Below are 25,994 nucleotides of genomic sequence, written 5' to 3' on the forward strand. Positions count from 1 at the left end.
GGCTTTTCGATCTCTTGTCCCAATAACCTTCATATGTTTACCACAACAAGGGGAAGGTACTTTTTCCGCACCCCTAACCAAAAACACCAAGTTGAGTATTTTCAATTAGCTTATAATCTGATACAATAACCATAATCGTTATTTTTGGTGGGACATTCCCCGTATAGCTGATGGTACAGTTATACATCATGGGGGATGTCCTTTTCCTTTCTCAAGAATAAATACGAGGACATTATACTCGTCAAATTCCGGACAGGCAATACCGTCAACTTTCGGTTATTTTTGGATGTCAGAAACAATAAAGGCTCATGATCTTTAAATTATCTACTGTTAAGGGTATTATTCCATTTTCTTTTTATAGCCCTGGGGACGGTCTATCGAAACGTGATAATTCAGTGTTGAATGTAAACAAGCAATTTTTTATACTCTTGGTCTATTAAGTATTGAATCACTTGGTAAGTGTCATGGTAGTTATTGTATCCATTGATAAGATACTTTGATACTTGCCCTCCAATTTACCGAAAACAACAATGGAAAAAATGTGTATATCCAGTTGCGCGAAATGTTCTTCGTTGCGGAAAGCTTAACATGATGATGCCTTTGATCATGTTTTCTTTAATTTTTGTAACGAATTTTGTCAAATTGATTCTTATTGATATTGAAGTCTATATGATCACCCAAAATTTTCTTCTTCCGCGATTGAAAAAATTGTATGAACGGTCTCAGAAAAGAAAGCGGTGTAATTTACTAAGCCTCTCGTTCAGCTTTATTATTCCTTGAAAAGATTTTACGTAGCGGCTAGGAAAATGGTGAGAGGCTGCTGAAAACAAAACAAATACGTAACCGGCTTAAAAAAGCTGTCCCGCTATTACGCGAATGAGGGGCAGCCTTTTTTAATCCCCTAAAGACCCCCTTCCTTTACATTTTTTGAAAACATTTTCATCCTCCTGCATGTTACTTTATATATAGAAAGAGAAAGAAAGTAGGTGATGAAATGATCTACACATGTACATTAAATCCAGCGATTGACTTGTTTGTAGAATTTGAAGATTTTCAGCCGTTTGTCGTGAACCGTTCGATCAAAGAAGATTACCAGGCGAATGGAAAAGCCATTAATATCTCTTTCATTCTTAAAAAAATGGGGATCGGCAATACGGCGATGGGTTTTCTCGGGGGATTTACCGGGGACTACATCCGGGAGGTTTTACAGCAAAAAGGGATTGCAACCAATTTTGTAAACGTTCCCGGAATAACGAGGATTAACACATTTGTCAGAGCAAAAGAAAAGGAATATAAGATTGTGAACCGCGGCCCTAAGGTCGGCCCAGCTGAAGAAGCTTTGATGCTGGAAAAAATTTCAGAAATCAAAGTTGGGGATATGTTGTTTGTATCCGGCAGCCTCCCACGCGGTATCCGGGAAGATATTTTAGTGGAAATTGCCCGGATTTCCAAACAAAATCAGTTTCATCTTGCGTTGGATGTCAGTTCATCAAAGTTGCTGGACTGCTTGCCTTATAAACCATATTTAATCAAACCGAATGACGAAGAACTGGCGGCGTTATTTGGAAAGCCGGTACTGTTAACAGAAACGGAGATTTTAGAAGCCGCTGGTCAGTTATTGGAACGCGGTGCGCAAAATGTCCTGGTTTCTATGGGGGCAAGGGGAGCCATCTTTTTGAATAAAGAGACCGCCATATTGGCAACGGCACCGAAAGGAAAAGTGCTGAATACCGCATGTTCCGGGGACTCGATGCTGGCAGCTTTTGCAGGGTCTCTCTTGCAAGGCAAAACGATCCGCGAGGCTTTGCCGTTTGCGACCGCAGTCGGTTCTTCCACCGCTTTTTCAATGGGATTGAGTGATTTAACTGATGTTCCGGTATTAATAAAACAGATTCAAATAAAAGAATTGGAATATAAAGGAGGTTAATATCATGGCAATCAAAATTATTGCAGCAACAGGTTGCCCGACCGGGATTGCGCACACATTTATGGCCCAGGAAGCTTTGGAACAGGCGGCAAAACGGCACGGGGTTCAAATCAAAGTCGAAACCCATGGACAGGTAGGAATTGAAAACGCATTAACGGAAAAAGACATCGCCGAAGCGGACGGCGTCATCGTGGCCGCCGACAAAGATGTCCAGGCTGAACGTTTTGCAGGCAAAAAAGTCATCGATGTTTCCGTCAGCAAAGCGATCAAGGACCCGGATGTGTTAATTGAACAAATCATCAGTGGCAATGTTCCAGTCTACAGGAAAGGGAAAGGCGCCGCACAGAAATCGGAAGCTAAACAGGAAGTGGTAACCGGGAGTGGTTCTTCTATCGGGCACACGATTTACAAGCACTTGATGAATGGTGTTTCGCATATGCTCCCGTTCGTGGTCGCAGGCGGTGTTTTGACAGCAGTTTCGTTTTTGTTTGGTATTTATTCATATGATCCAAAAAGCCCGCAATACAATGAATTTGCTGCAATTTTAAAAACTATCGGCGGCATGGGCATGAACTTGATGGTGCCAGTACTCTGCGCCTACATTGCCGAATCAGTTGCAAAGCGGCCGGGCCTTGTCATCGGTTTTATCGCCGGCATGATTGCATTTACAAACGGGACAGGATTTCTCGGTGGTATCATCGGCGGTTTCCTTGCAGGTTATATCATGCTTGGATTGCAATGGGCATTCAGCAGATTGCCAAAAATGTTTGATGGTTTAAAAGCGATTTTCCTTTATCCGGTGATTGGATTGTTTATCGTCGGTTTATTGATGTGGGTATTATCGAGCCCAATGGAAGCGATTAACAAAAGCCTAATGTCATTCTTATCTGGATTTGAACATTCCAATCCAATTTTGCTTGGAATTATTATTGGCTGCATGTCCGCATTTGACATGGGCGGACCGGTTAACAAAGCTGCCTATGTAACCGGAACCATGCTCTTGGGCCAGGGCAACTTTTACTTCATGGCCGGCGTGTCTGCAGCATGTATCACACCACCGCTGATCACAGGTTTTGCAGCATTGTTCAACCGTAAATATTTCGATAAGAGTGAACGCAATGCAGCGTATGTTAATTTTATCCTTGGTTCTACCCATATCACGGAAGGTGCGATTCCCTTTGCGGCAAAAAACCCGCTTGTTGTCATCCCGATTTTGATGGTTGGTTCATCGATTTCTGCAGTCCTGACTTATCTGTTTAAAGTCCAGGTTCCTGCACCGCACGGCGGATTCCTTGTACTTCCGGTTGTTACACACCCGTTCCTCTGGGTTGTGGCCATCCTGTGCGGTTCTCTAGTTGGGGGATTCTTGTTCGGATTATCAAGAAGAGTATCCGCGAAAAAGAACGGTACTATTGAAGAAGACACTGAAATGAGCGCAGATATTTTTGGAGGCGAAGTGAAGAATGCCTGAGTTGTTCACGATTAATAACATCAAACTCAATACAGAAGCAAGCACAAAGGAAGAAGTATTTCAATCGATTGCCCGCGCTGCTGTAGAAAACGGATATGCCAGTAATGAAAATGAAATTGTAAAAGGTTTATTAAAACGGGAAGAAGAAAGCACAACTGGATTTCTTGACGGTTTTGCAATTCCCCATACAAAAAATGCCGCGGTTCAAGCTCCGGGTATTATGGTCCAGACTTTTGTCTCCGGGGTGGAGTGGCAGTCGCTCGATGGTGAACCGGTCAAATTTGTGATCGCTTTGTTGATCCCGGATAACGAAGCGGGCACCACCCATTTGGGTCTACTTTCGAAACTGGCGAAAATGCTAATGCATCAGGATGTCCGGGACAAACTTGCTGGCACAGAAAATAAAGAAGAAGTGTTAAAAATTTTAACCAAATATTTAGTGTAAAGTGAGGGTTCTGTGATGTTGACATTAACAAAAGGAAAAAGAAAGGGTTTGGAAAAATTATCATATCAAAACGGTATCATTGGGGCACTTGCCATTGACCAGCGCGGATCCCTTCGCAAAATGATTTCAAAAGATGGGAATATGGTGGACAAAGGTACCATTGAAACATTTAAGTCATTGGTTTCACGCGAACTTACGCCGTATGCCTCATCAATTCTGCTCGATCCGGAGTTCGGCTGGCCGGCTGCGAATGAACGTGCGGACGGAACAGGCCTCTTGATGGCGTATGAGAAAACCGGATACGATGCAGCCCGGGATGGCCGTCTGCCAGATCTTTTACCGGAATGGTCCGTGAAGAAATTGAAACAGAACGGTACAGACGGCGTAAAGGTTCTATTATACTATGACATTGATGAACCAGAATTTATCAACCGTCAGAAGCATGCGTTTATCGAACGTGTTGGCAGCGAATGCCAGTCAGAAGATATTCCTTTCTTCCTGGAAATCGTTTCTTACGATGCAAACATAGCAGATGTGAAAAGTAAAGCCTACGCAAAAGTCAAACCGCATAAAGTCATTGAAGCGATGAAAGAATTTTCAAAAACAGACTATAGCGTGGATGTTCTAAAAGTTGAAGTTCCGGTGAATATGGTATTTGTCGAAGGCTTTGGTGAAAGCACGGTTTATTCGAAGGAAGATGCTGCCGGTTTCTTTAAGGCACAAACTGCAGCAACCGACCTGCCATTTATTTTCCTTAGTGCAGGCGTGTCGGCGGAACTGTTCCGGAAAACACTCTACTTCGCAAAAGATTCGGGCTCCCGCTTTAACGGCGTCCTCTGCGGCAGAGCAACATGGAAAGACGGTGCTGCCCAATTTGCCAAAGCAGGGGAACAAGCTACGAAGGAATGGCTGCGGAGTGAAGGAAGAAAAAATATTGAAGCTTTGAATAAAGTGTTAAAGGAATGTGCAACCCCTTGGTATGAAGCTGGGAAAGTTTCGCAAGTTTAGAAAAGCGCAACTTAGCCTATATGGGGCTGGAAACTTTGCAGATAAAAATGTGTAGTACTTGTTGCAAATTGAGAAGTTATGAAAAAAAGCTGAAAAAAGCGTCCCCAAACTGGGTAACCGGATGAGGGGGCGCTTTTTTAGTGTGGGATGTTTGCCGCATGAATTGGAACGAAAAACGATTATTTTGGAACGAATACACCACTGTTTAGAACGAAGAACTGTATTTTTGGGACAAATCCCCGGCTGTTTGGAATAAGCCGGAGAGTGGAGGAGTTATTTTTATCTAAAATTGGCATATTGCTTTGGAAAATACAACCTGTGCCACCGTTTTTTATAAAACTGACTTTCTCCGAATTGCATACGCATCCAGCAAAATCCTCGAAATGACTTGCAGCGGCAAACGCGATCGAACTTCGTATTCGGGAAAATAAGAATGTGGGCTTTTATAGCCGACGAGCACCATTTCAGATAACTCGGCCAGTGGGGAATCAAAGTTGGCCGTGAGCGTAATCGTGCTGATGTTGCGCATTTTCAAATTCGTGCATGCTTCTACAAGTTCTTCTGTATGCCCGTTCAACGAAACAAACACAACCACTTCTTTCGGTTTGATACGTTTAGAAATTAAGCGGATAATGTTCGGATCATTGTGCATTTCAGCATTTTTTTCCAGGAGCTGGAGTTTAATAGCCATTTCGCTTGCGATCATTTCTGAGAACCCGCGCGCAAAAATATACAGTTTTTCCGCGCTCATCATTTTTTGAATCGCATCCTCGATCAAACCAGTGTTCAGCATTTTTATTGTGTTTGATACTTCCGCTTCGTTTTTCAAAATGGCTTGTTTGATTTCCTGGTCTACCTGGTCAATGGCTTCGTACTTGCTTTCATCGACCATATTGTCTTTCAGCGCCTGCTTAAAGGAAGTAAAGCCCTCATGGCCTATTTTTTTCATCGTCCGTACAATGGTTGCCGTTGATACATTGGCCAATTCACTCAGTTTAACAATGGATAAAGAAGGAATGCTTTCAATATTGCGGTTAATATAGTCAAGTAAATAACGTTCAGATGTGCTTAACGACTGGTAATCTTCTTTTGATAGATCCATAAAAAATTCCGGCATGATCTTGGCTCCTCGTTTTTTCTTCTATTATATATGATTTTGGCGGGTGGAAACCTAAAGGACTTATAAATATGCTCTTAATCAATACGTACACATTGTTTCTAACGAAGCTGTGATACATAAGGTTTGGGTCTTTCAATTGGAAAGCTTTTTAATATGGATGCAATGGATTATTTAATTGTGAGTATTTGAAAAAATAATTACAGATAACAGCCTAAACAGTTGAAAACAGGGAACGTGTGTGCTAATATAATGGCGAGTTTTACTTTGAGATCAAAAAGATATGACGATGTTCCTCATTTGCTATGTTTTATAGACGAAAATTCTGATAAAATAAATAATAAATGAGAAAGGAAGTGGTTGTTTTTGCAATTGGTGCTTGAAAACCATGCAAATTATACGGCTCATGATCGCTTGTTTAAAGAATTAATCCAGAACTTTTTCGAAGAATTTATGGAGGCTTTTTTTCCGGAAGAATCGGTTTATATCGATTTCAGGCAAGTAAAGTTTCTTTCACAGGAGTTGTTTGCAGATATCTCAGCTGGTGAACAGAAACGGATTGATATCCTAGCTGAAACAAAATTGCGCGGCAAGGAAACCGTCATCTTGATTCACGTTGAACCCCAGTCTTATTATCAAAAAGAATTCCCTGAGCGTATGTATACTTATTTTTCAATGATCAACCAAAAACACCGCAAACCTGTGTTGCCAATTGCTGTTTTCAGTTATGTTGAAAAAACAATAACTCCTCAGATTTACACACTTCAATTCCACAATCTAGAAATACTTCGCTTTCATTATTTATCGATTCATTTGATCAGAAAAAATTGGAAAGACTATATCCATAGCAACAATCCCGTTGCTGCAGCAATGCTGAGCAAAATGGGGTATACGGAAAAAGAACGTGTACAGGTCAAGCTGGAATTTCTTAGAATGATGGCTCGTATGAAACTTGACCCCGCAAAAATGAGCCTGATTTACGGATTTTTTGAATCTTATTTAAAACTAAATGAAGAAGAGGAGAATGCAGTGATGGAAAACATCAAAAAAATGGAACCGGAAGAAGCTGAACAAGTTTTACGGCTGCCAAATTCTTATTTTGACAAGGGTTACGAAAAGGGACTGCATCATGCCGTCCTGACAATTGCTACAAAAATGCTCCGTGAGAAGGCGGATGTTCGTTTTATTGAAAAAGTAACTGGGCTGAGCCAAAGTGAAATTCTACAAATAAAGAAACGCCTCAGTGAGTAAATGGAATGATCAAGGTTTTGGCAATGCCAGAAAAACTGCTTGTTAATCACAGATTTTCAAATATGATGGTTTACTGCTTTTGGAGTAGTCAGTATCAATCCATCCAAAAAGTTGCTTATTTTTGAAATTCCTATTTTGTGGTGTTACATTCAAGGAGTAGACCACACTATCTTTCAGGAGGCGATTATGTGAACGGAACAAAAAAACAAATTCGGCTGGCAAAACGGCCTGTAGGGACACCGAAATTCGAGGACTTTTCCATAACAGAATCACCAATTGGCAGTCCGGATGGCGGCGAAGTTCTGATTCGGAATGTCTATATTTCTGTTGACCCCTATTTAAGGGGGAGGTTGCAGGATGTAAAATCCTATGTTCCGCCGTTTCAATTGAATGATGTAATTGTGAGCGGCACCATTGGCCAAGTGGTGGAGTCAAACTCTGCACACTTTACCGAAGGGGATATTGTCATTGGTATGCTTGGCTGGGAAGAGTATTCCAAAGCAAATGAAAAAACGGTCCGGAAGCTGGATCCTTCCCTTGCGTCAGTTACGGCAAATCTTGGGATTATTGGCATGACCGGATTAACCGCTTATTTCGGCCTGCTTGATATCGGCCAGCCAAAAGAAGGTGAAACTGTAGTGGTATCAGGTGCAGCCGGGGCAGTAGGGTCGACTGTTGGCCAAATTGCTAAAATCAAAGGGACTCGTGTAGTAGGCATCGCAGGATCCAAAGAAAAATGTAATTATCTCATCAATGAATTGGGTTTCGATGCTGTGATTAACTATAAAGAAGAGAATGTCGCAGCTGCTCTGGGAAAAGCATGCCCGAATGGTATTGATGTCTATTTTGATAATGTTGGCGGAGAAATTTCAGATGCCGTATTCCCGCTGCTAAATAAATTTGCCCGCATTCCTGTCTGCGGTGCCATTTCTGCTTACAATAAAGTAGAGCCGGACATTGGACCACGCGTGCAAACATTTTTAATCAAAACAAGCGCACTGATGAAAGGTTTTACGGTTGGGGATTACAGCGCCCGGTTCAAAGAGGGAGGCGCCCAGCTTGCTGCATGGTTAAAGGAAGACAAGCTGAAATACGAAGAAACCATCACCGAAGGCTTCGATTCCATTATCGATGCTTTTCTGGGCTTATTCAAAGGAAAGAATCTGGGAAAACAGCTGGTGAAAATTGGGGAATTTGCTGAGTAGTTAGCTATTGGCAATTACTATTTCGAAAAAGAAAAAGTGAGAACCCCCTGTGAAACCTATTGGGTTACGGGGGGCAATCGAAAAAGGTTAAGCATTTCGATCAAAATCGTACCCCCCTGATTGTAATAATTTGAGTAAAACGAATCATCTCTGCCCCGAAAACTTCATTCGCTCAATCTGTGGGCCCCCATAAATATTGGCAGAAAAAAGCAGGCCACATTCAGCTAATAATTTTTTATCAAATGCGTTCGTATCTTCAATTTGTTGGATGATAAATAGCATATAACCTGTGTTCTCCTTTTCTTTTGCGTGTCAAGCTGTATAATGACTCGATCCACTAAATCATTGGACCAGTGATTCCTCATAATAACATTGACATAGACTATATTTCGCTCCTTTCTGCTTTTTTTCGAAGTATTCTACTCTTTTACGCTGAACAGCTACATAAATAAGGCAAGAAAATTGACAAACTAATTGCAAGTGAAGGAAAAGTATGTTATATTCTTAACAATATTGAGTCAATTTTAAGACTACTCAACAAACCTCTCAAAAAATGAAAAAGTTTTATGGACAGGCAATAGCGTGAACGCCTAACCGAAATCCATCTCCCACCTGCTCATTGGGCTGCGCTCTGCACATCCTTGAGGATGGGAGACTTCTTTCAGAAAGCCGTTAAAGATATTTTGTTATATGAAGCTGCAGCATCCACATTGCCATGCTCCTATAGTTATTGGATCTCCGCCTGTCAATTATTTAAGACAGCAAAATCTACCGGTAAAAGGCATCTGGACACATTGCTGTTTGCAAATTATCGAACAATTATCTGCTGCAAGCATCGTACAAAAAAGGAATAATTCCAAAACAACAAAGAGGTGTCCATCTTGCAACGATTATTTAGTTGGAAAATTCATGCATTGGTATTAGTTCTTGTCTGCGTCGCGGAGTTTATCGGACAAAAAAACTTCAGCATTGGCATTGGTACAGTTGCTTTATTTCCAATGCTCTACGCTCTGTTAATCGGTTCAGTTATCAGTTTGCCTTCTCTCAAAATATTAAGTGAAAAAAATATGAATATCGCAGCGAATATTCTCGGAATCTCCTTTATGCTGTTTGTTGCAAAACTTGGCACTTTAATGGGCCCATCGATCCCTAAACTGCTGGATGCCGGGTTTTCATTGACTTTTCAGGAATTTGGCCATTTTCTTGGAACCATTATTATCGGCCTGCCGATTGCATTATTAATCGGAATGAGAAGGGAAGCCATTGGCGCAACGTTCTCCATTGATAGGGAACCTAATCTCGCTATTATCGCAGAAAAATATGGTGCGGACTCTCCTGAGGGAAGAGGGGCACTTGGGGTGTATGTTTGCGGAACATTATTTGGGGCAGTTTATCTTTCCGTGATTGCCAGTCTTATCGCAAGTACAGGATTTTTTCACCCGATTTCACTTGCAATGGGAGCGGGCGTCGGGTCAGGAAGTATGATGGCTGCCATGACGGGTGCCATTACTGCCATCTATCCGGAATCCGGCAATGATATTGCTGTATTTGCCGGCGCAGCCAACTTGATCACGACAATTGTGGGCACATTTGTCTGTATATTTATTTCTTTGCCATTAACCAACTTCTTATATAAATATTTGAGCCCTATCCTGGGAAAACGCCCGGAAAATCAGGAATCCAGTTTGGAAAAACTTAATGGTTAAAAATAGGGGGAGCAGCATGTTGAACAAAATCTACACATTTGCCATCATCGGTATTATCGCTATTCTGGGAAACTGGATTGGATATCATGTCTCACCAATGAAAGCCCTGCCCGGGATGTTCATTATCATTGCCATTACGATCGCCGGTTTTGCGGTTGGGAAACTCATTCCTTTTAAAACGCCGGTCGTGGTCTGGATTTCTCTAATTGCACTGCTTGTCTCATCTTCTGCATTTCCTGGAAATGCCTATATCGTAAAAGCTGCAGAACAAATTAATTTCATGGCACTTGCTACACCCATTCTTGCTTATGCAGGATTGTCATTTGGAAAAGATCTGAAGGAATTCAAAAAGTTAGGATGGCGGATTGTCGTTGTCTCTTTAGTCGTTTACACCGGAACTTTTATCTTCTCTTCACTTATTGCAGAACTTGGTTTCAGGCTTACCGGTAAATTCCATTAAAATAGTTATTTATAGAATTGGAAGAAGAGCAGAGACTCAAGTCTCTGCTTTTTTGCTATGCTCACCGCAAAAGATAAAGACAGGACATAGAAGTAAGAAAGAAGAAGGACAGGAAACCAAATTGTATACCAAGAAAGAATACAATGAAAGCAAAGGAAAGTCATCCAAAAAACAAACGGCTTCAGCAAAAGAGGGGCCGGGACTAGCGGCTGTGATTGTAAGTGCGCTGGGTGGGGCTGACAATATTAATACGGTCACCAATTGCTATACAAGGCTGAGACTTACGCTAAAAAAACCGGAACTGGTGAATGAAGCTGTACTGAAGAATGAAACCGGTGCCAGCGGTGTCATTATCAAGGATCATAACGTGCATGTCGTATATGGATTGCAAGTCAGCAGTGTCAGACAAGCCGTTGATAAATATTTAGGAAGAGAATCTGAAGAGTAAAAATAAAGAAAGGAATGAGATGAAATGAAAAAATTTTCAGTTGTCATTGCAGGCGGAGGAAGCACGTATACACCGGGTATTGTATCAATGCTATTAGATAATCTGGATAAATTCCCCATTCGGAAACTAAAATTATATGACAATGATGCAGATCGGCAAGGGATTATTGGGGAAGCTTTGGAGATTGTCTTAAAGGAAAATGCGCCGGATATTGAATATTCTTTTACAACCGATCCGGAAGAAGCTTTTACAGATGTAGATTTTTGCTTTGCGCATATTCGCGTAGGCCAGTACGAGATGCGGGAAAAGGATGAAAAGATTCCATTAAAACACGGCGTTGTCGGCCAAGAAACATGCGGGCCGGGCGGAATTGCTTATGGGATGCGCAGTATTGGCGGGATGCTGGAACTGATTGATTTTATGGAAAAATATTCTCCAAACTGCTGGATGCTCAATTATTCAAATCCTGCCGCAATCGTGGCTGAAGCTTGCCGTGTGCTTCGTCCGAACTCAAAAGTATTAAATATTTGTGATATGCCGGTTGGAACGCTGCGGCGGATGTCACAAATTATTGGAAAAGAGCCAAAAGACTTAGATGTCCGCTATTTCGGGCTGAATCACTTCGGCTGGTGGACGAGTGTGAAAGATAAGGAAGGACATGAGTATTTACCTGAAATTCGTGAATATGTCTCTAAACATGGCTACCTTACAAAAGTGGAAGTGGATACCCAGCATATGGATGTAAGCTGGCAGGAAACGCATAAAAAAGCAAAAGATCTGCTGGCTGTAGAGCCGGACTTCTTGCCAAATACGTATCTAAAATATTATTTTTATCCGGATTACGTGGTCGAACATTCTAATATCGAGTATACAAGGGCGAATGAAGTCATTGACGGCAGAGAAAAAGAAGTCTTTTCAACTGCAAGAAGGATTGTTGAAAAAGGAACGGCCAAAAGTGAGGAGTTTTCAGCTGGCAGCCACGCTACATTTATTGTAGATCTGGCCCGCGCTATTGCCTACAACACCCATGAGAGAATGATCATGATTGTTGAAAATAACGGTGCAATTGCTAATTTTGATGACGATACGATGGTTGAAGTACCATGCATTGTCGGGACGGATGGGCCGGAACCATTGAGCCAGGGGAATATTCCGGAGTTTGAAAGGGCTTTAATGTATCAACAGGTAACGGTTGAAAAATTAGTCGTACAGGCCTATGTTGAAGGAAATTATCAGAAGCTGTGGCAGGCTTTAACGCTTTCTAAGACCGTTCCAAGTGCAAAAGTGGCAAAGGAATTATTAGATGATTTAATTGCGGCAAACAAAGATTATTGGCCTGAATTAAAATAATTTCCCGGGGCGGAAAGAGCATTCTTTTTTCGCCCTTTTCATAATAGGGTACAAAAAATAAAACTGGAAAATTGTTATGGGAGGGAAAATGATATGTTCAAACTCTTTGCGAAAAAAGCTGCAGTTGATGAGCTTGTTTCACCCATTACTGGAAAAGTTGTAAAAATTGAAGACGTTCCTGATGAGATGTTCAGCCAAAAAATGATCGGGGATGGTATTGCAATTGAACCGGAGGAAGGTGTGGTTGCCGCTCCGATCGATGGAGAAATTGTCCAGCTCTTTCCAACGATGCATGCGGTTGGAATACGGGGAAAGAGTGGTATAGAAATCTTAATTCATATCGGTTTGGAAACAGTCACAATGAACGGAGAAGGTTTTCAGGGATTTGTGAAACAAGGGGACAGCGTTAAAGCGGGTGACAAGCTGATCACTTTTGATCTTGAATCAATAAAAAAACATGCGGACAGCATCATTTCTCCGGTTGTCATTACAAATCCCGATTCGGTTAACTCTTTGGCCAAAACCGGCGAAACCTATGTAAAACGCGGTGAATCTGTTTTGTTAACCGTTAAAATGCATTAGTTAAGTGCTGCCATCATAAAAGAGGGGTGTACCATTCTACGTTGGAAAGAAAACCTCCAATTATGCAGTGCACCGCAGCTCCTTTCCAGATTACAACGCAGACTTTTCATTTGCAAAGCCTGCGTTGTATATTGGTCATATTAAACTGTCGTATGGGCTTTTATCATGGTATTGTGAGGGATTAACCATTTTCCCTTTTCCACCGTTTCTCTTATTTTCCCATTTTCATAGAGAATATTTCCGCGCCGGATGGTCATGCTGATTTTGCATGGGAAGGTATGCCCGATATAAAGGCTTTCTTTATGTTTTGCAAAAAAATTGCCTTCTGAAACCGTATAGGCTTCTTTGAGAGAAACAATTGCAAAATCTGCGTCTTTTCCTTCTTGAATGCGGCCTTTTTCAGCCAGGTTAAAACGGTTTGCCGGATTTTCAGCTGTCCATTTGGCCACTTGTGTAAATGGAATGTCATATTTGACGGCCAGCTCGATTAGTGAAAGGAGCGTAAATTGGCCGCCGCTGATCCCGCCCCATGCCTCAAACAAGTTGTGCACAGCCGGGTCTTTTAACTCATACGGGCAGGGCGAATGGTCGGAGGCAATCATATCAAATTTCCCTTCCTGCAATAATCGGATTAATTTCTGCTGCTCTTCCGGCTTGCGGAGCGGCGGGGCGCATTTGGCTACGGATCCTTTTATTGTGAGATCCTCATGTGAAAACAATAAATAATGCGGGCAGGTTTCAACCGTAATATCCATTCCTTCCTGCTTGGCTGCTTCAATTTTCCGAATGGCGGCCTCACTGCTGATATGGACAAAATGCAGGGGACAGCCGGTCAGTTTTGCAAACGCAATCGCATGCCCGACGGCTTCCGCTTCTGCAAGCACCGGCCTTGTTTCAAGATAATCATCCGCTGTGAGTGCTCCCTGCTTTTCTTTTTCAACTTTCAGCCAATCTGTAATCGCGGCGCTTTCTGAATGTAATGCCAGGACTTTTCCGAGCGCAGCGATTTCTTTCATCCCGTTTAAAAGGGTTGTATCATCTGCGCGTTCAAATTCCGGATTTCCGGAATCGGAAAGAAAGGCTTTAAAGCCGATTACACCGGAGTCAGCCATTTCCTTTAAATCTTCTACATGGCCCGGGACAAGCCCGCCCCATAATCCAAAATCAACCAGCGATTTTCCCGTGCCAATTTTTGATTTTTGCAGTAAAGCCTGCTTCGTTACCGTAGAAGGGATTCCGTTTAATGGCATATCGAAAAAGGTGGTGCCGCCGCCTGCTGCAATCATTTTCGAACCGGTTTCAAAGCCTTCCCAATTCTCATTACCCGGCTCGTTAAAATGGACATGGATATCAATCATGCCGGGAAAAATATAGGATCCGCCTGCATCCAGTTCCTGCTTGGCTGTGTCTTGCAAATTTGCTGCGATTTTCATGATTTTGCCGTCTTTTACTGCAATATCATCCTGCTTGATTTCATCCGGCAGAACAACGAGACCGTTGCGCAAAAGAAGATCATATTGTGCCATTTCGTTCACCTCATTTTAGAATGACTGACTTATTTCTTTCTTTTTCGTACACATCCAGTGCCGCCTGCAGTGCTTCACCGCGGAAGATATTTGCACCGTGGCGGATTAATACCGCTTCTAATGCGCCTAAAAGAGTAAGAATATTGTCTTTCCGGCAGCCGTAGCCCATCGTGCCGATTCGCCAAATTTTTCCGTGCAGCGGCCCGAAAGAAGAGGCGATCTCAATGCCGAATTCCTCAAGCAGCATGCTGCGGACGGATTCACCGTCAATGCCGGCCGGAATGTTGACACATGTCACAGGTGGCAGCTTATGTGCAGAGTCGCCAAACAGGGTTAACCCCATTGCTTCGAGGCCGGCCATTAAGGCTTTTTCATGGAGTTGATGACGCAAGAACCGTTCTTCAAGCCCTTCTTCCAACACGAGCCTGAGCCCTTCTCTTAATGCATAAATCATCGAAGTTGCCTCGGTGTGGTGGTTCAGCCTGCGCGGGCTCCAATAATCCTGCAACATGCTTAAATCAAAATAATTGCTGGCAATCGGGCGCCTGCTTCTTGCATAGGAGCGGTCTTCATCGGTAGCAATTCCGCGCTCGACTTTTTTTCTGGAGAGGACAATTTTTTCAATCTGGTCATTATACGTGATCGGCGCCATGCCGGATGGAACGGACAGGCATTTCTGCGTTCCGCCAATGAGCGCGTCAATACACCATTCGTCCGTTTTTACATCAACGCCGCCAATTGAGGCAACCGCATCTACAACCAGGAGCACATCGCGGTTGCGGCATGCTTTTCCGATTTCAGCTAGCGGCTGCATTCTCCCGGTTGATGTTTCACCGTGCACCATTGTCAGTACTTTTGGCGCCACTTTTTCCATTTCCCGGATGACGCGTTCTGGTTCAAACACTTCTCCCCACGGACATTCGATCGTGTGCACGTCCGCGCCGTAACGTTCACAAATTTCAACCATTAAATGGCCGAATCTGCCATAGATCGGAACAAGAACACGGTCGCCGGGTTCAAGAATGCTGCTTAATACGGCTTCAATGCCTGAGCGGGAAGTCCCGTCCACCGGGAATGCCCAATGGTTTTTGGTTTGGAAGACCTGTCTGAGCATCTCCATTACTTCATTCATGATATTTGTAAAAGCGGGATCAAACTGTCCGAGGATTGGCGTGCTCATTGCCTGCAGCACGCGCGGGTCAACTTCAACAGGGCCCGGTGTCATGATTGTCCTTTTAGGAGTCGTGAGTTCTTTATAGGTCAAATGGATCCTCCCCTTACTGATAAGCAATTTTGTATAAAACTTCTTCTAATAATGCCACGCCGGTTTCCAAGTCCTGCGCGGCCGTGTATTCTTTTGGTGAGTGGCTGATCCCGCTCCGGCTCGGCACAAATAATAATAAGGTCGGGCAGAACGGGCCAAAGACTTGCGCATCGTGGCCGGCACCGCTCACCATGTCCTGAAACCGGATGTTCTGCTTTTGCGCGATGCTTCTGGCGCATTCTGCCATCTCAGTATCCAGTTCAACCGGGGCCTCATCCATCCACTGCGAGATTAAAAACTTCATCTGCATTGCTTCCGACTGTTTCTCAAGTGCGGTAAAAATATCACTGCAAAATTGGTCCATCACTTCGGTTTTGTGATGGCGGATATCAAGGCTGAACTCGATTTCACCCGCGACGACATTGGGGACATTGGGTTTTACTTCCATTCTGCCGACTGTTGCGACCAAAAGCGGATCCAATTCTTTTGCCTTCCGGGTTAAATACGAAATGAATTCGGCCGCTGCGCTGACGGCGTCTTTCCGGAACGGCATCGGGGTGGTCCCGGCATGGTTGCTTTCTCCTTCTATCCGGATCGTGTAGCGGCGCTGCCCGACAATATGCGTTACAATCCCGACCGCATTTTGATTTTTTTCCAGCACCATGCCCTGTTCGATGTGCATTTCAATGAACCGGTGCACATCATCGCGGGCAGCCGGGGAATCGTTTTCGGGACTGAAACCGGAAGCCTGCATGGCATGTAAGAAAGAAATGCCTTGTGAATCTTTGACATCTTTCACATCATCCAGGCTAAAAGTGCCGCGGATATTTTTTGAACCCCAAAAGGATAACGGAAAGCGGCTGCCTTCTTCCTCACAGAGCGAGACCACTTCCATCGTTTTCCTTGGAGCGCCGTATTGCCGCAAAAGCCTCGACACGGCGATGAAGCTTGCGGCGATGCCGTATGCGCCGTCATACTTGCCGCCTTCAATAACGGTATCAATATGGGAACCGGTCAGTATGGTTTCCCCCGCTTCTGTTCCTTCCAGCCTGCCGAATAAATTTCCGACACTGTCAAAATAAGCGTGTAAACCGGCTTCTTCCATTTTCTTTTTCAATGCGTGCTGTGCTTCCTTCCAGGCCGGTGTATATAAAAGCCTTGTCACACCGCCGCCAGCTGTTTTTCCAAAAGAAGCAAGCCATTCGATTACATCACAGACTTCATCCGTTGCTTTTCTTTTCACGAGCATAGGGTTTGACCCGCTCCTTCCGTCTCATGTATGGTTTTCTCACATGATAAAATATTTATCTATAGTTTACCGGCTTCTAAGCAAAACTTCATTATGAATTTTACACAAATTTTCTAAGTTCTTTGTTCAACATCACTAAATTGTGATAAAATAACGAAATCATAATAAATTTGCGGAGGTGTGCCATGAAAGTGTTTGAACTGCTGGCGATCCCGGAATTGGCAGGCATGAAGCTGATTGCGGGGGAGCGGGGAAAAGACCATGAGATTCAGACAGTCAATATGATGGATGCACCCGATATTGTCCACTTTTTAAAACCGGATGTTTTTCTCGTGACGACTGCCTATCATTTTAAAGATCATCCCGGCATGCTGGCAGATCTTGTCGCCGCAATGTCGGAACGGGGCTGTGCTGTGCTCGGGATTAAGACGAAACGCTTTTTGCAGGAGGTACCGGCAGAGGTGCTGGAACTTGCCGACCGTTTATCTTTTCCGATTATTGAGCTGCCGCTTGAGCTGTCTCTTGGGGAAATTGTCAACCACACATTGCGCGCCATTCTGGATAAGCATGCTCAGGATTTAACGATTGCGCTTGAGGCCCATAAAAGGTTTACGGCCATTATTATGAAGGGAAGAGGCATCCAGCCGCTGCTTCAAGAATTATCAAAAATGATTCAGCATCCAGTCCAGTTTATTGATCCGAAAACGAAAGGGCGTACAGGATATGGACAAGCGTTTTCGGTGCTGGAATCGGTTCTGCCTGCCCGGATCCCAAATGAATCATGGTCTGAACCGCTTTTGTTTTCGGTGCTGTCCAACCGGCAGACGTACCATCTTTTCCCGATGTATATCCGGGAAAAGCATATTGGTTATCTTGCGGTCTACGGGGAAATTGAACGGACGGATCATTTAAGTGCGCTGATGATCGAACAGGCCATCAATGTCATATCATTTGCCTATATGAAAGAACAGGCTTTAAAACAGCATGCACGCAGCATCCGCAACGATTTTTTTCTGCATTTTTTGGAAGGGGCGTTTTCGTCTCAGGAAGAAATCATCAACCGGGCAGAAGAGTTTTCACTGCCCAATCACCAGGCATATATTTGTGCGGCCGGAAAAATGGATGAAACAAATGGCACAGTTCACCCGGATGATGTCTATGCGTTGATTGAAGAAGAAATCGCGGCTCAAATGCCGCATGCCCACTTTTTTAAAAAGGGGGAACATTGTATTCTTTTATTTGAGGCAAAGGAAACGGTGCCAAATCCCGTTCCATCCATCGAAGCTGTTTTACGCAGGATTCAGGAAAACGTTTCGGGCTATTTTCAACAGACCATTTCATTCGGAATCAGTAATCTGTGCCATACATTCCTACAGGTGAAAAACGCTTATAAAGAAGCAGCGGATGCGCTGGTCCATGGCAGAATGTATAAAAAAACCGCCTTTATTCAGGCTTACCTGACAAAAGATGTGATGGAACTGCTGCGTTTGATTCCTGAAGACGATTTGAAAAATTTTTATACCTTTGCACTGAATGGCTTTACCGGCCTAAAACCGGAAGAACAGCAGTCTCTGTTTGCCACGTTGTCCGTTTTTTTAGAAACAAACTGCCAAATCTCTGAAACGGCAAAAAGATTGTATGTCCACCGTAATACGGTCGTTTACCGCATTGAAAAATGTGAAGAACTGCTTGGGAAAAGGATAAGAGATCCCGAAACCAACCTGCAGCTCCGGCTTGCACTCCGAATTAAAAGCTTAATAGAAACAGCCGGATAATAGAGGAAAGTTTTCCGGCTGTTTTCAGTGCGCCGCGCATTTTATTTTCCTGGGCTTATTTGTAAGAAAATCTTACATAAAGTATTTTATCCTCTCCTGTTTCTTCCTTCAGTTGTGCAGTCTGTACAGATAAGATTCAAAGTTTTGTTGATGTTAAACATTGTTTATCGACTGAAAATTCATTAATATGTTAACAAATATAACTTTTAAACGTTATAAAATATGACATTGATTCAAGGAGGAAATGATCATGAATGGAAATACAGGATATCCAAAGGTCTTTTCACTTGGTTTACAGCATGTACTCGCCATGTATGCCGGTGCGATTTTGGTTCCGCTGATCGTTGGCAGCGCCTTAAAATTCACACCGGAGCAGCAGGCTTTTCTGATTTCGGTGGATTTGCTGACGTGCGGCATTGCGACAATTTTACAATCTTGGCAGACAAAGCTGTCAGGCATTGGCCTTCCGGTTATCATGGGAACTTCTTTCGTAGCCGTTTCGCCGGTGATTACCATCGGCACCCAATACGGGATTACGGCGATCTATGGTGCTATCATTGCTGCCGGATTGTTTATTATCTTATTTTCAAAGGTTTACGGGAAATTATTGAAACTGTTTCCTCCGGTTGTCACAGGAACAGTGGTTATGATTATCGGATTGTCGTTAATCCCGTCCGGCATTAAAAATATGGGCGGCGGGGAAGGCAGCAAAGATTTCGGCTCGGCGGAAAACTTGATCCTGTCTTTTGGCGTATTGGCTGTCATCTTAATCATGAACCGCTTCTTTAAAGGTTTTCTGCGGGCGATTTCGGTTCTCCTCGGGATTATTGCCGGAACGATTGCGGCCGCTTTAATGGGAAAAGTGAACTTTCAATCCGTTTCAGAGGCATCCTGGTTTCATATTCCATCCCCGCTGCATTTCGGTGTTCCCACCTTTCATTTGGCACCGGTTGTGACGATGCTGATCGTCGGTACCGTTATTTTGGTGGAATCGACAGGTGCTTTCCTGGCTTTAGGGAAAATGACCGGCCGGGAGTTAACTGAGAAAAACATCACGAACGGTTATCGTGCAGAAGGGCTTTCCTTTATGCTGGGCGGGTTTTTTAATGCTTTTCCGTACAGCACATTTGCCCAAAATGTCGGGCTTGTTCAATTATCCGGCGTGAAAACGCGAAAGGTAACACTAACTGCCGGTGGGATTTTGATCTGCCTTGGGCTGCTGCCGAAAATTGCCGCGCTGGCTACGATTATTCCCACTGCTGTGTTTGGCGGGGCAACCGTTGTGATGTTTGGCATGGTTGTTTCTTCCGGGATCCGGATGCTGCGGGATGTTGATTTTTCCAGCAACAGCAATCTCTTAATCATTGCTTGTTCGGTTTCCCTTGGTCTTGGGACAACCGTTGTGCCCGACCTCTTTGCCGTCCTGCCGCCGATGCTCCGGATTCTGGTGAATGACGGGATTATTACAGGCAGCCTGAGCGCAATTATTTTAAATCTATTATTGACAAAACGGGAACATAAGCCTGCTGAATTCACCCCTGCACCGGCCGTTGAACCAGGCTTAAAAGAGGGATAAAAAGGGGGGTTGCTCATGTACACAATCGATACACTTAATCAATCCAGCCGGGAAAAATTTATTGAAATCCTCGGTGGAATTTTCGAAGATTCTCCGTGGATCGCGGAAAAAGCAGCTGCCGCCAGGCCCTTTTCTTCCCGGGAGGCATTATTCCGGGAAATGGCAGCTATTGTTGAAGGCTCAAGCAAGGAACAAAAGTTGGCACTGATTCAGGCGCATCCGGATTTGGGCGGGCGCATGGAAATGAGCACCTACTCGAATGCCGAGCAAGAAGGTGCCGGATTAAAACACTTAACAAGTGAGGAATATGAAAAATTTCAAACCATGAATCAGCGCTATATGGAAAAGTTCGGCTTCCCATTTATTTTGGCTGTCCGCGGCAAAAGTAAGGATGACATTTACAATGCGATGAAAACCAGAGTAGATCATGGAGAAGAAAAAGAATTTGAAACGGCCCTCCAGGAAATCTGTAAAATTGCCTGTCTGCGTTTACAGGAAATCGTTCTATGAAAATCAAACATCGTGAAGGGAATGAAATGGTATGAGTTTAGAAGCGTTAAATCAGCGCGTCGAAAGGGATTTATCTTATCTCAATTTTGGAGGCCCTGACTGGGTGCGGCCATTCCGCCATCCGGAAGGGCATGTGTATGATGCTGTCATCGTTGGGGGCGGGCAAGGCGGTCTTGGCATTGCGTTCGGCCTGCTGAAGGAGCGGATATCCAATATCCTGGTGATAGATGAAAATCCGGAAGGCAGCGAGGGGCCGTGGGATACCTATGCCCGCATGTATACACTGCGGACGCCGAAACAATTAACTTCCATTGATCTTGGCATTCCTTCTCTGACATTCAGATCGTGGTGGACAGCCCAGTACGGGGAGAAGGCCTGGGACGAAATGGATAAAATTCCGCGGAAAGAATGGATGAATTATCTGCGCTGGTATCGGAAGGTCCTGCAGCTGCCGGTTCGCAATGAAGTCACCCTGAAGCTCATTGAGCCCGAAGAAAGCGGTATTCACCGCCTCCGAATTGAAGGGAAAGGCGCACCGGCAAGTTTCCTGCTCGCCCGAAAGGTAATTCTGGCAACCGGGATTCAAGGCGGCGGGGAATGGCATGTCCCAAACATGATCACCGAAAAACTGCCCTCAATCCTTTATGCCCATGCCTCATCTCTTTATGATGCAGCTGCTTTAAAAGGGAAAAAGGTGGGAATATTGGGCGGGGGTGCTTCTGCTTTTGACAATGCGAATCATATCCTCGCCAATGGCGCGGCGGAAGCCCATGTGTTTGTCCGCAGCGAAGGCTTAAAACGGATAAATCCGATCCGGCAAATGGAAGTTTCCGGCATGATCGAACGCTACCATGCCTTGGCTGATCCGGATAAGTATGCAGTCATGTCACATTTCTTTAAATACAATCAGCCGCCGACCAATGATGTCTTTAACCGTGCGAGCTCCTGGCCCGGTTTCCGGCTTCATACCGGCTCGCCGTGGCTTGATGTGGAAGCGGCCGCTGATGGGGCTGTTGTCACCACGCCGCACGGAAAATTTGTGTTTGACTTTCTGATCATCAGTACAGGACTGATCTCGGATCCGGCGCTGCGCCCTGAACTGAGGCTTGTGGAACCATATATTGCCCGCTGGCGTGACTATTATAAGGCACCTGAAAAAATTGCCAATCCGTTCATTGATGCCCATCCGTATCTCAGCCCGGAATTTGCTTTTCTCGGCCGCGATGAAAAAGGGGAACAGCTCCTGCACGGCCTGTTTTCCTTTAACTATGCCGCATTAATCAGCTGCGGGTTGTCCGCCTCCGCTCTTTCCGGTATGCGGTTTGCAATCCCGAAAATTGTAAAAGGCGTCGCCGATCAGCTTTTTCTCGATGATCGCAGCGAGATTTTACAGGACTTCTACGACTATCATGAAGTTGAATTTACCGGGCAATGGCCAAGAAAGGAAAGTTTACTGCCCGCAGCTCAAAATTAAGATAAGGAAGGAATCAAGATGGCTGGAATTACAACACATATTTTGGATTTAACCCATGGAAAACCTGCAGATCATGTAGCGGTTGCCTTGTATATTTTCGATTCCGCCCAATCTGCATGGACCAGCTTAAAAAAAGCAGCCACCAATTCAGACGGGCGGCTCGATTCCCCGCTCCTCAGCGGGGAAGAAGTAGAAGCGGGTAAGTACAAACTGGTTTTCTCGATCGGCGACTATTTCCGCCGGCAGGAAATCAGTTTGCCTGATCCGCCATTTTTAGAGGAAGTCCCGGTTTGTTTCGGGATTGCCGATCCTGCTTCCCATTATCATATCCCGCTGCTCGTATCACCATGGGGTTACCAAGTCTATCGCGGAAGTTAACAGGAATCAAGCGGGAATAGACATAAATAGAAGTAAAACTGACAAAAGAGGCAAGAAAATAAGAACCAGATCTGGACATGAATGAAGCGTAAATGGACATGAATATTAGCGAAGCAGATATGAAAAAGGGCAGGAAGACATGAACCACAGATCTAGTGTTTTTGTGCGGGACTAACAAAGAGCGGTAAAAAGCCGGGCGCGTATTTGGACGCCCTCTTTTTGTGCAAAAAATCTATTCTCCAGGAAATATTCTAATGATTGCAGGGGAACCTGAGGATTACAGATTTTGTTAGACAATTGTTAAAACTGTAAAGAATTTGCGAATGGGGTGTTAAGTCTCCTTAAAATGGACTTGATGCCTCTTTTTTTATGCTATCGTTTTGGTTGTAGAAAAAAGATTAAGGGAGGGGCATTTATGGCGATGATTGAAATGGAAAATGTGTCAAAGTCCTACCGAAAAGGAATGGATGTTTTAAGAGATCTTCATTTTACGGTAGAAAAAGGAGAATTCTTTGTTCTGGTCGGCCCGTCCGGATGTGGTAAAAGCTCAATCTTAAGGATGATTGCCGGCCTGGAAGAAATTTCAGGAGGCAGTCTCTATCTTGGCGGACGGCCGGCCAATCACCTTCTGCCACAAGAGCGGCAAGTATCGATGGTTTTTCAAAACTATGCATTGTATCCCCATATGACGGTAAAAGACAATATCCTGTTTGGGATCGGCCATAAAAAAATATCCAGGGAGGAGAAACAAAAGCGTCTTACACGCGCGCTTGAGCTGGTGCAGCTGCAGGACTATGCCGGGCGGAAGCCGCGCGAGCTGTCGGGCGGGCAAAGGCAGCGGGTGGCACTGGCGCGGGCAATTGTCAGCGACTCTCCAATCTGTCTGATGGATGAGCCGCTTTCCAATTTGGATGCCAAGCTCCGTGCACAAATGCGGACTGAGATCCGCCGGCTTCAGCGCCAATTGGGATTGACACTCGTTTATGTCACACATGACCAGACAGAGGCGATGACAATGGGCGACAGGATTATGGTATTGAACGAAGGAAAGATCCAGCAAATTGGAAAACCAATTGAGCTTTACAATCATCCTGCAAATTTGTTTGTTGCTTCATTTATCGGTTCACCGCAAATGAATGTGGCAGATGCCGCAGTTGTTCATCAGGGCGGCCGGAGCGATTTGCAGCTTTCGCCCGGACTGGCAGTTCCCCTTTCGTTCATACCGGAAAGAAATCATTATATCATAGGCGTCCGTCCTGAGGCTTTGAAACCTAAAGGGCGTGCGGAAGATCTTGTTATCCATGTTCCGGTTTTATCAGTCGAACAGCTGGGGAATGAAACGATCATCGGGTTTGAAGTGCAAAACCGGATTTGGAAAGCGAAATGGAACGGGCAGTGGATGGTCCAGCCGGAAGAAAAGATCAAGATATCAATATCCCCGGAAGATTTGCAATGCTTTGACCCCGGTACGCATGAACGGGTCACGGGCTTTTTCGGAAAGAAAGGCGTGATCACGGTATGATGTTGCAGCTGTCTGTTGGAGATGTACTTCCGGTTGTACAGAAACGGAAAAAATTGCGGAAAAAAACCAGCGATGTCCTGTCCGGATGGTTATTTCTGCTGCCATCTTTGCTCCTTTTGGGCGTATTTGTTTTTTATCCGATGATCCGGACTGTATTCCTCAGTTTTTATCTGACCGATTTTGCCGGGAACCCCGTCGTGTTTGCGGGCCTCAATAATTTTAAAGAGCTGCTGGTTTCCGATGATTATCTTCAGAGCATGCTGCATACCGTCTACTTTGTGGCGGGTACGGTTTCGGCCACCATCTTCATATCATTGGCTTTAGCGCTTTTAGCCAATGAAAAATTAAAGGGGATTGGATTTTTCCGGACGATCTTTGCATCGACAATGGGGATCAGCGTTTCGGTTGCTTCTGTCTTTTGGATGTTCCTGTTCAATCCTTCGATCGGAATAATGAACCGTTTGATGGAGCGGCTTCATCTGCCTGCGGTGGACTGGCTGACCGATCCGCATTGGGCATTGTTCTCCATTTCATTGTCTACCGTTTGGATGAATATTGGTTTATCCTTTTTGATTCTGTTGGGCGGCTTGCAGAGTATTGACCGCAGCCTTTATGAAAGTGCACAGCTCCAGGGGATTCCGTATATGAAGCAAATCAGGCGGATTACATTGCCGCTCTTGTCGCCAACTTTATTTTTTGTTGTGATTGTTTCAGTTATCCAGGCGTTTCAAACATTCGGGCAAATCGATATGCTGACAAAAGGCGGGCCGAGCAACGAGACAAACCTGCTTGTCTATTCGATTTATCAGGATGCTTTTGTCAACCACCAGTTTGGAACTGCAAGTGCGGAGGCGGTGACTCTGGCACTTATTATTTCTGCATTGACGGTGCTGCAGTTCAAGGTCGGGGAAAAGAAGGTGCATTACCAGTGAGAATCGGGACAAAAGCCGCGCTGTATACAGCATTAACCATTTCCGCGCTGATTGTTGGAGGGCCGCTATTACTCGGGCTGTCTCTGAGCCTGATGCCGCAGGATGAGATTTTATCGGGACACTATTTTTCTAAGAATCTGTCCTTTCAAAATTATATCGAGGCGTTTCAAAGCACGGAAATTTTACATTATCTCACAAATAGTTTGCTGGTTTCGCTTGCCGTTACTGCCGGGCAGCTGCTGCTATCCAGTTTGGCAGCGTATGCCTTTGTTTTTCCAAAGTTTAAGGGGCAGACATTCCTGTTCTACTTGTTTATATCAACGATGATGGTTCCTTTTGAAGCGCAGATGATCCCGAATTTCCAAACCATGCGGGATTTGGGGTGGCTCAATACTTATCCAGCGCTGATTGTTCCTTTCGCTGCATCGGCATTCGGTACGTTTTTAATGCGGCAACATTTTAAGCAAATTCCTGCCGAGTTAAAAGAAGCGAGTGACTTGATCGGCATGAGCCATTTGCAGTTTTATGGAAAAGTTGTGCTGCCGATGTCAAAGGTCAGCCTTGCGACACTGGGAACGTACAGTTTTCTGGCTACTTGGAATATGTACTTATGGCCGCTTCTGGCAAGCACCAATGATACGGTGCGCACGGTACAGATTGGGCTTAAACAAATGCAGTCACAGGAAACACTGAACCAATGGGGCGTTATCATGGCCTGTGCGATGTTGATTGCAATACCTGCTTTAGCCGTATTGTTTATTGGACAGAAACATTTGCAAAAAGGCCTTGCAGAAGGCTCGCTCAAATAGGGGGATGAG

Annotated in this window: 23 protein-coding genes; 19 read left to right on the plus strand and 4 right to left on the minus strand. The window is 44.4% G+C overall.

Annotated elements, in window-relative coordinates:
• The first annotated feature begins 994 nt into the window (after positions 1-994).
• From pfkB to lacD, 4 genes are read left to right on the plus strand one after another with little or no spacing between them, the layout of a single operon-like run.
• The gene (gene pfkB, locus C232_RS0112260; protein WP_018664457.1) at positions 995-1,927 is read left to right on the plus strand and encodes a 1-phosphofructokinase; all 933 of its coding nucleotides are present in this window, start codon (positions 995-997) and stop codon (positions 1,925-1,927) included.
• A gap of 4 nt (positions 1,928-1,931) precedes the next feature.
• Positions 1,932-3,398 (plus strand): PTS fructose transporter subunit IIC, encoded by a 1,467-nt coding sequence (locus tag C232_RS0112265; protein WP_018664458.1) that lies wholly within the window; start codon positions 1,932-1,934, stop codon positions 3,396-3,398.
• Positions 3,391-3,843, plus strand: a complete 453-nt coding sequence (locus C232_RS0112270; RefSeq protein ID WP_018664459.1) for a PTS sugar transporter subunit IIA — start codon at positions 3,391-3,393, stop codon at positions 3,841-3,843. Before C232_RS0112265 ends, C232_RS0112270 begins: the two co-directional genes overlap by 8 nt.
• Positions 3,844-3,858: 15 nt before the next feature.
• A complete protein-coding gene (lacD, locus tag C232_RS0112275) occupies positions 3,859-4,851 on the plus strand; it encodes a tagatose-bisphosphate aldolase (RefSeq protein ID WP_018664460.1) in 993 nt (330 codons plus the stop codon).
• Between the two features lie 331 nt (positions 4,852-5,182).
• Here lacD and C232_RS0112280 read toward each other — a convergent pair whose 3' ends face one another.
• Positions 5,183-5,968, minus strand: coding sequence for a MurR/RpiR family transcriptional regulator (locus tag C232_RS0112280; RefSeq protein ID WP_018664461.1), 786 nt, complete (start codon positions 5,966-5,968; stop codon positions 5,183-5,185).
• Between the two features lie 366 nt (positions 5,969-6,334).
• Here C232_RS0112280 and C232_RS0112285 point away from each other — a divergent pair, with 366 nt between their 5' ends.
• From C232_RS0112285 to C232_RS0112320, 7 genes are all read left to right on the plus strand, one after another.
• Positions 6,335-7,219: an RpnC/YadD family protein gene (locus tag C232_RS0112285; protein ID WP_018664462.1), complete on the plus strand. Its 885-nt coding sequence runs from the start codon at positions 6,335-6,337 to the stop codon at positions 7,217-7,219.
• Between the two features lie 188 nt (positions 7,220-7,407).
• Entirely contained in the window at positions 7,408-8,424 is a 1,017-nt protein-coding gene (locus tag C232_RS0112290; protein ID WP_018664463.1) for an NADP-dependent oxidoreductase, read from the plus strand.
• Positions 8,425-9,296: 872 nt separating this feature from the next.
• A complete protein-coding gene (locus tag C232_RS0112300; protein WP_422723663.1) occupies positions 9,297-10,130 on the plus strand; it encodes a DUF3100 domain-containing protein in 834 nt (277 codons plus the stop codon).
• A gap of 16 nt (positions 10,131-10,146) precedes the next feature.
• Entirely contained in the window at positions 10,147-10,590 is a 444-nt protein-coding gene (locus tag C232_RS0112305; RefSeq protein WP_018664466.1) for a hypothetical protein, read from the plus strand.
• A gap of 121 nt (positions 10,591-10,711) precedes the next feature.
• Entirely contained in the window at positions 10,712-11,038 is a 327-nt protein-coding gene (locus tag C232_RS0112310; RefSeq protein ID WP_018664467.1) for a PTS sugar transporter subunit IIB, read from the plus strand.
• 24 nt (positions 11,039-11,062) lie between these two features.
• On the plus strand, positions 11,063-12,388 hold the full coding sequence (locus tag C232_RS0112315; protein ID WP_018664468.1) for a 6-phospho-alpha-glucosidase: 1,326 nt from the start codon (positions 11,063-11,065) through the stop codon (positions 12,386-12,388).
• 93 nt (positions 12,389-12,481) lie between these two features.
• Positions 12,482-12,970, plus strand: a complete 489-nt coding sequence (locus C232_RS0112320) for a PTS sugar transporter subunit IIA (protein WP_018664469.1) — start codon at positions 12,482-12,484, stop codon at positions 12,968-12,970.
• A gap of 140 nt (positions 12,971-13,110) precedes the next feature.
• Here the strand turns inward: C232_RS0112320 and C232_RS0112325 are convergent, their stop codons facing one another.
• The 3 genes from C232_RS0112325 to allC are packed head-to-tail and all read right to left on the minus strand — an operon-like array spanning position 13,111 to position 17,009.
• Positions 13,111-14,496: an allantoinase gene (locus C232_RS0112325; RefSeq protein ID WP_018664470.1), complete on the minus strand. Its 1,386-nt coding sequence runs from the start codon at positions 14,494-14,496 to the stop codon at positions 13,111-13,113.
• Positions 14,497-14,506: 10 nt separating this feature from the next.
• A complete protein-coding gene (locus tag C232_RS0112330; protein ID WP_211211493.1) occupies positions 14,507-15,721 on the minus strand; it encodes a pyridoxal-phosphate-dependent aminotransferase family protein in 1,215 nt (404 codons plus the stop codon).
• 52 nt (positions 15,722-15,773) lie between these two features.
• Positions 15,774-17,009, minus strand: a complete 1,236-nt coding sequence (gene allC, locus C232_RS0112335) for an allantoate deiminase (protein ID WP_018664472.1) — start codon at positions 17,007-17,009, stop codon at positions 15,774-15,776.
• A 185-nt stretch (positions 17,010-17,194) separates the two neighbouring features.
• On the opposite strand from allC, the gene C232_RS0112340 reads away from it, so the two are divergent.
• The 8 genes from C232_RS0112340 (at position 17,195) to C232_RS0112375 (ending at position 25,985) form a co-directional block, all read left to right on the plus strand.
• Positions 17,195-18,784, plus strand: a complete 1,590-nt coding sequence (locus C232_RS0112340) for a PucR family transcriptional regulator (RefSeq protein WP_018664473.1) — start codon at positions 17,195-17,197, stop codon at positions 18,782-18,784.
• 250 nt (positions 18,785-19,034) lie between these two features.
• A complete protein-coding gene (locus C232_RS18635; RefSeq protein ID WP_018664474.1) occupies positions 19,035-20,360 on the plus strand; it encodes a nucleobase:cation symporter-2 family protein in 1,326 nt (441 codons plus the stop codon).
• Between the two features lie 15 nt (positions 20,361-20,375).
• Entirely contained in the window at positions 20,376-20,870 is a 495-nt protein-coding gene (gene uraD / locus C232_RS0112350; protein ID WP_018664475.1) for a 2-oxo-4-hydroxy-4-carboxy-5-ureidoimidazoline decarboxylase, read from the plus strand.
• A gap of 31 nt (positions 20,871-20,901) precedes the next feature.
• Positions 20,902-22,344: an NAD(P)-binding domain-containing protein gene (locus C232_RS0112355; RefSeq protein WP_018664476.1), complete on the plus strand. Its 1,443-nt coding sequence runs from the start codon at positions 20,902-20,904 to the stop codon at positions 22,342-22,344.
• Positions 22,345-22,362: 18 nt separating this feature from the next.
• A complete protein-coding gene (gene uraH, locus C232_RS0112360; RefSeq protein WP_018664477.1) occupies positions 22,363-22,722 on the plus strand; it encodes a hydroxyisourate hydrolase in 360 nt (119 codons plus the stop codon).
• 415 nt (positions 22,723-23,137) lie between these two features.
• Positions 23,138-24,244: an ABC transporter ATP-binding protein gene (locus C232_RS0112365; RefSeq protein ID WP_018664478.1), complete on the plus strand. Its 1,107-nt coding sequence runs from the start codon at positions 23,138-23,140 to the stop codon at positions 24,242-24,244.
• Positions 24,241-25,176, plus strand: a complete 936-nt coding sequence (locus C232_RS0112370; protein WP_018664479.1) for a carbohydrate ABC transporter permease — start codon at positions 24,241-24,243, stop codon at positions 25,174-25,176. The genes C232_RS0112365 and C232_RS0112370 overlap by 4 nt, the downstream gene beginning before the upstream one ends.
• Positions 25,173-25,985 (plus strand): carbohydrate ABC transporter permease, encoded by an 813-nt coding sequence (locus C232_RS0112375; protein WP_018664480.1) that lies wholly within the window; start codon positions 25,173-25,175, stop codon positions 25,983-25,985. Before C232_RS0112370 ends, C232_RS0112375 begins: the two co-directional genes overlap by 4 nt.
• Positions 25,986-25,994 lie beyond the last annotated feature (9 nt).

Origin of the sequence: Heyndrickxia acidiproducens DSM 23148, from assembly GCF_000374345.1 — a bacterium.
Lineage (GTDB): Bacteria > Bacillota > Bacilli > Bacillales > Bacillaceae_C > Weizmannia > Weizmannia acidiproducens.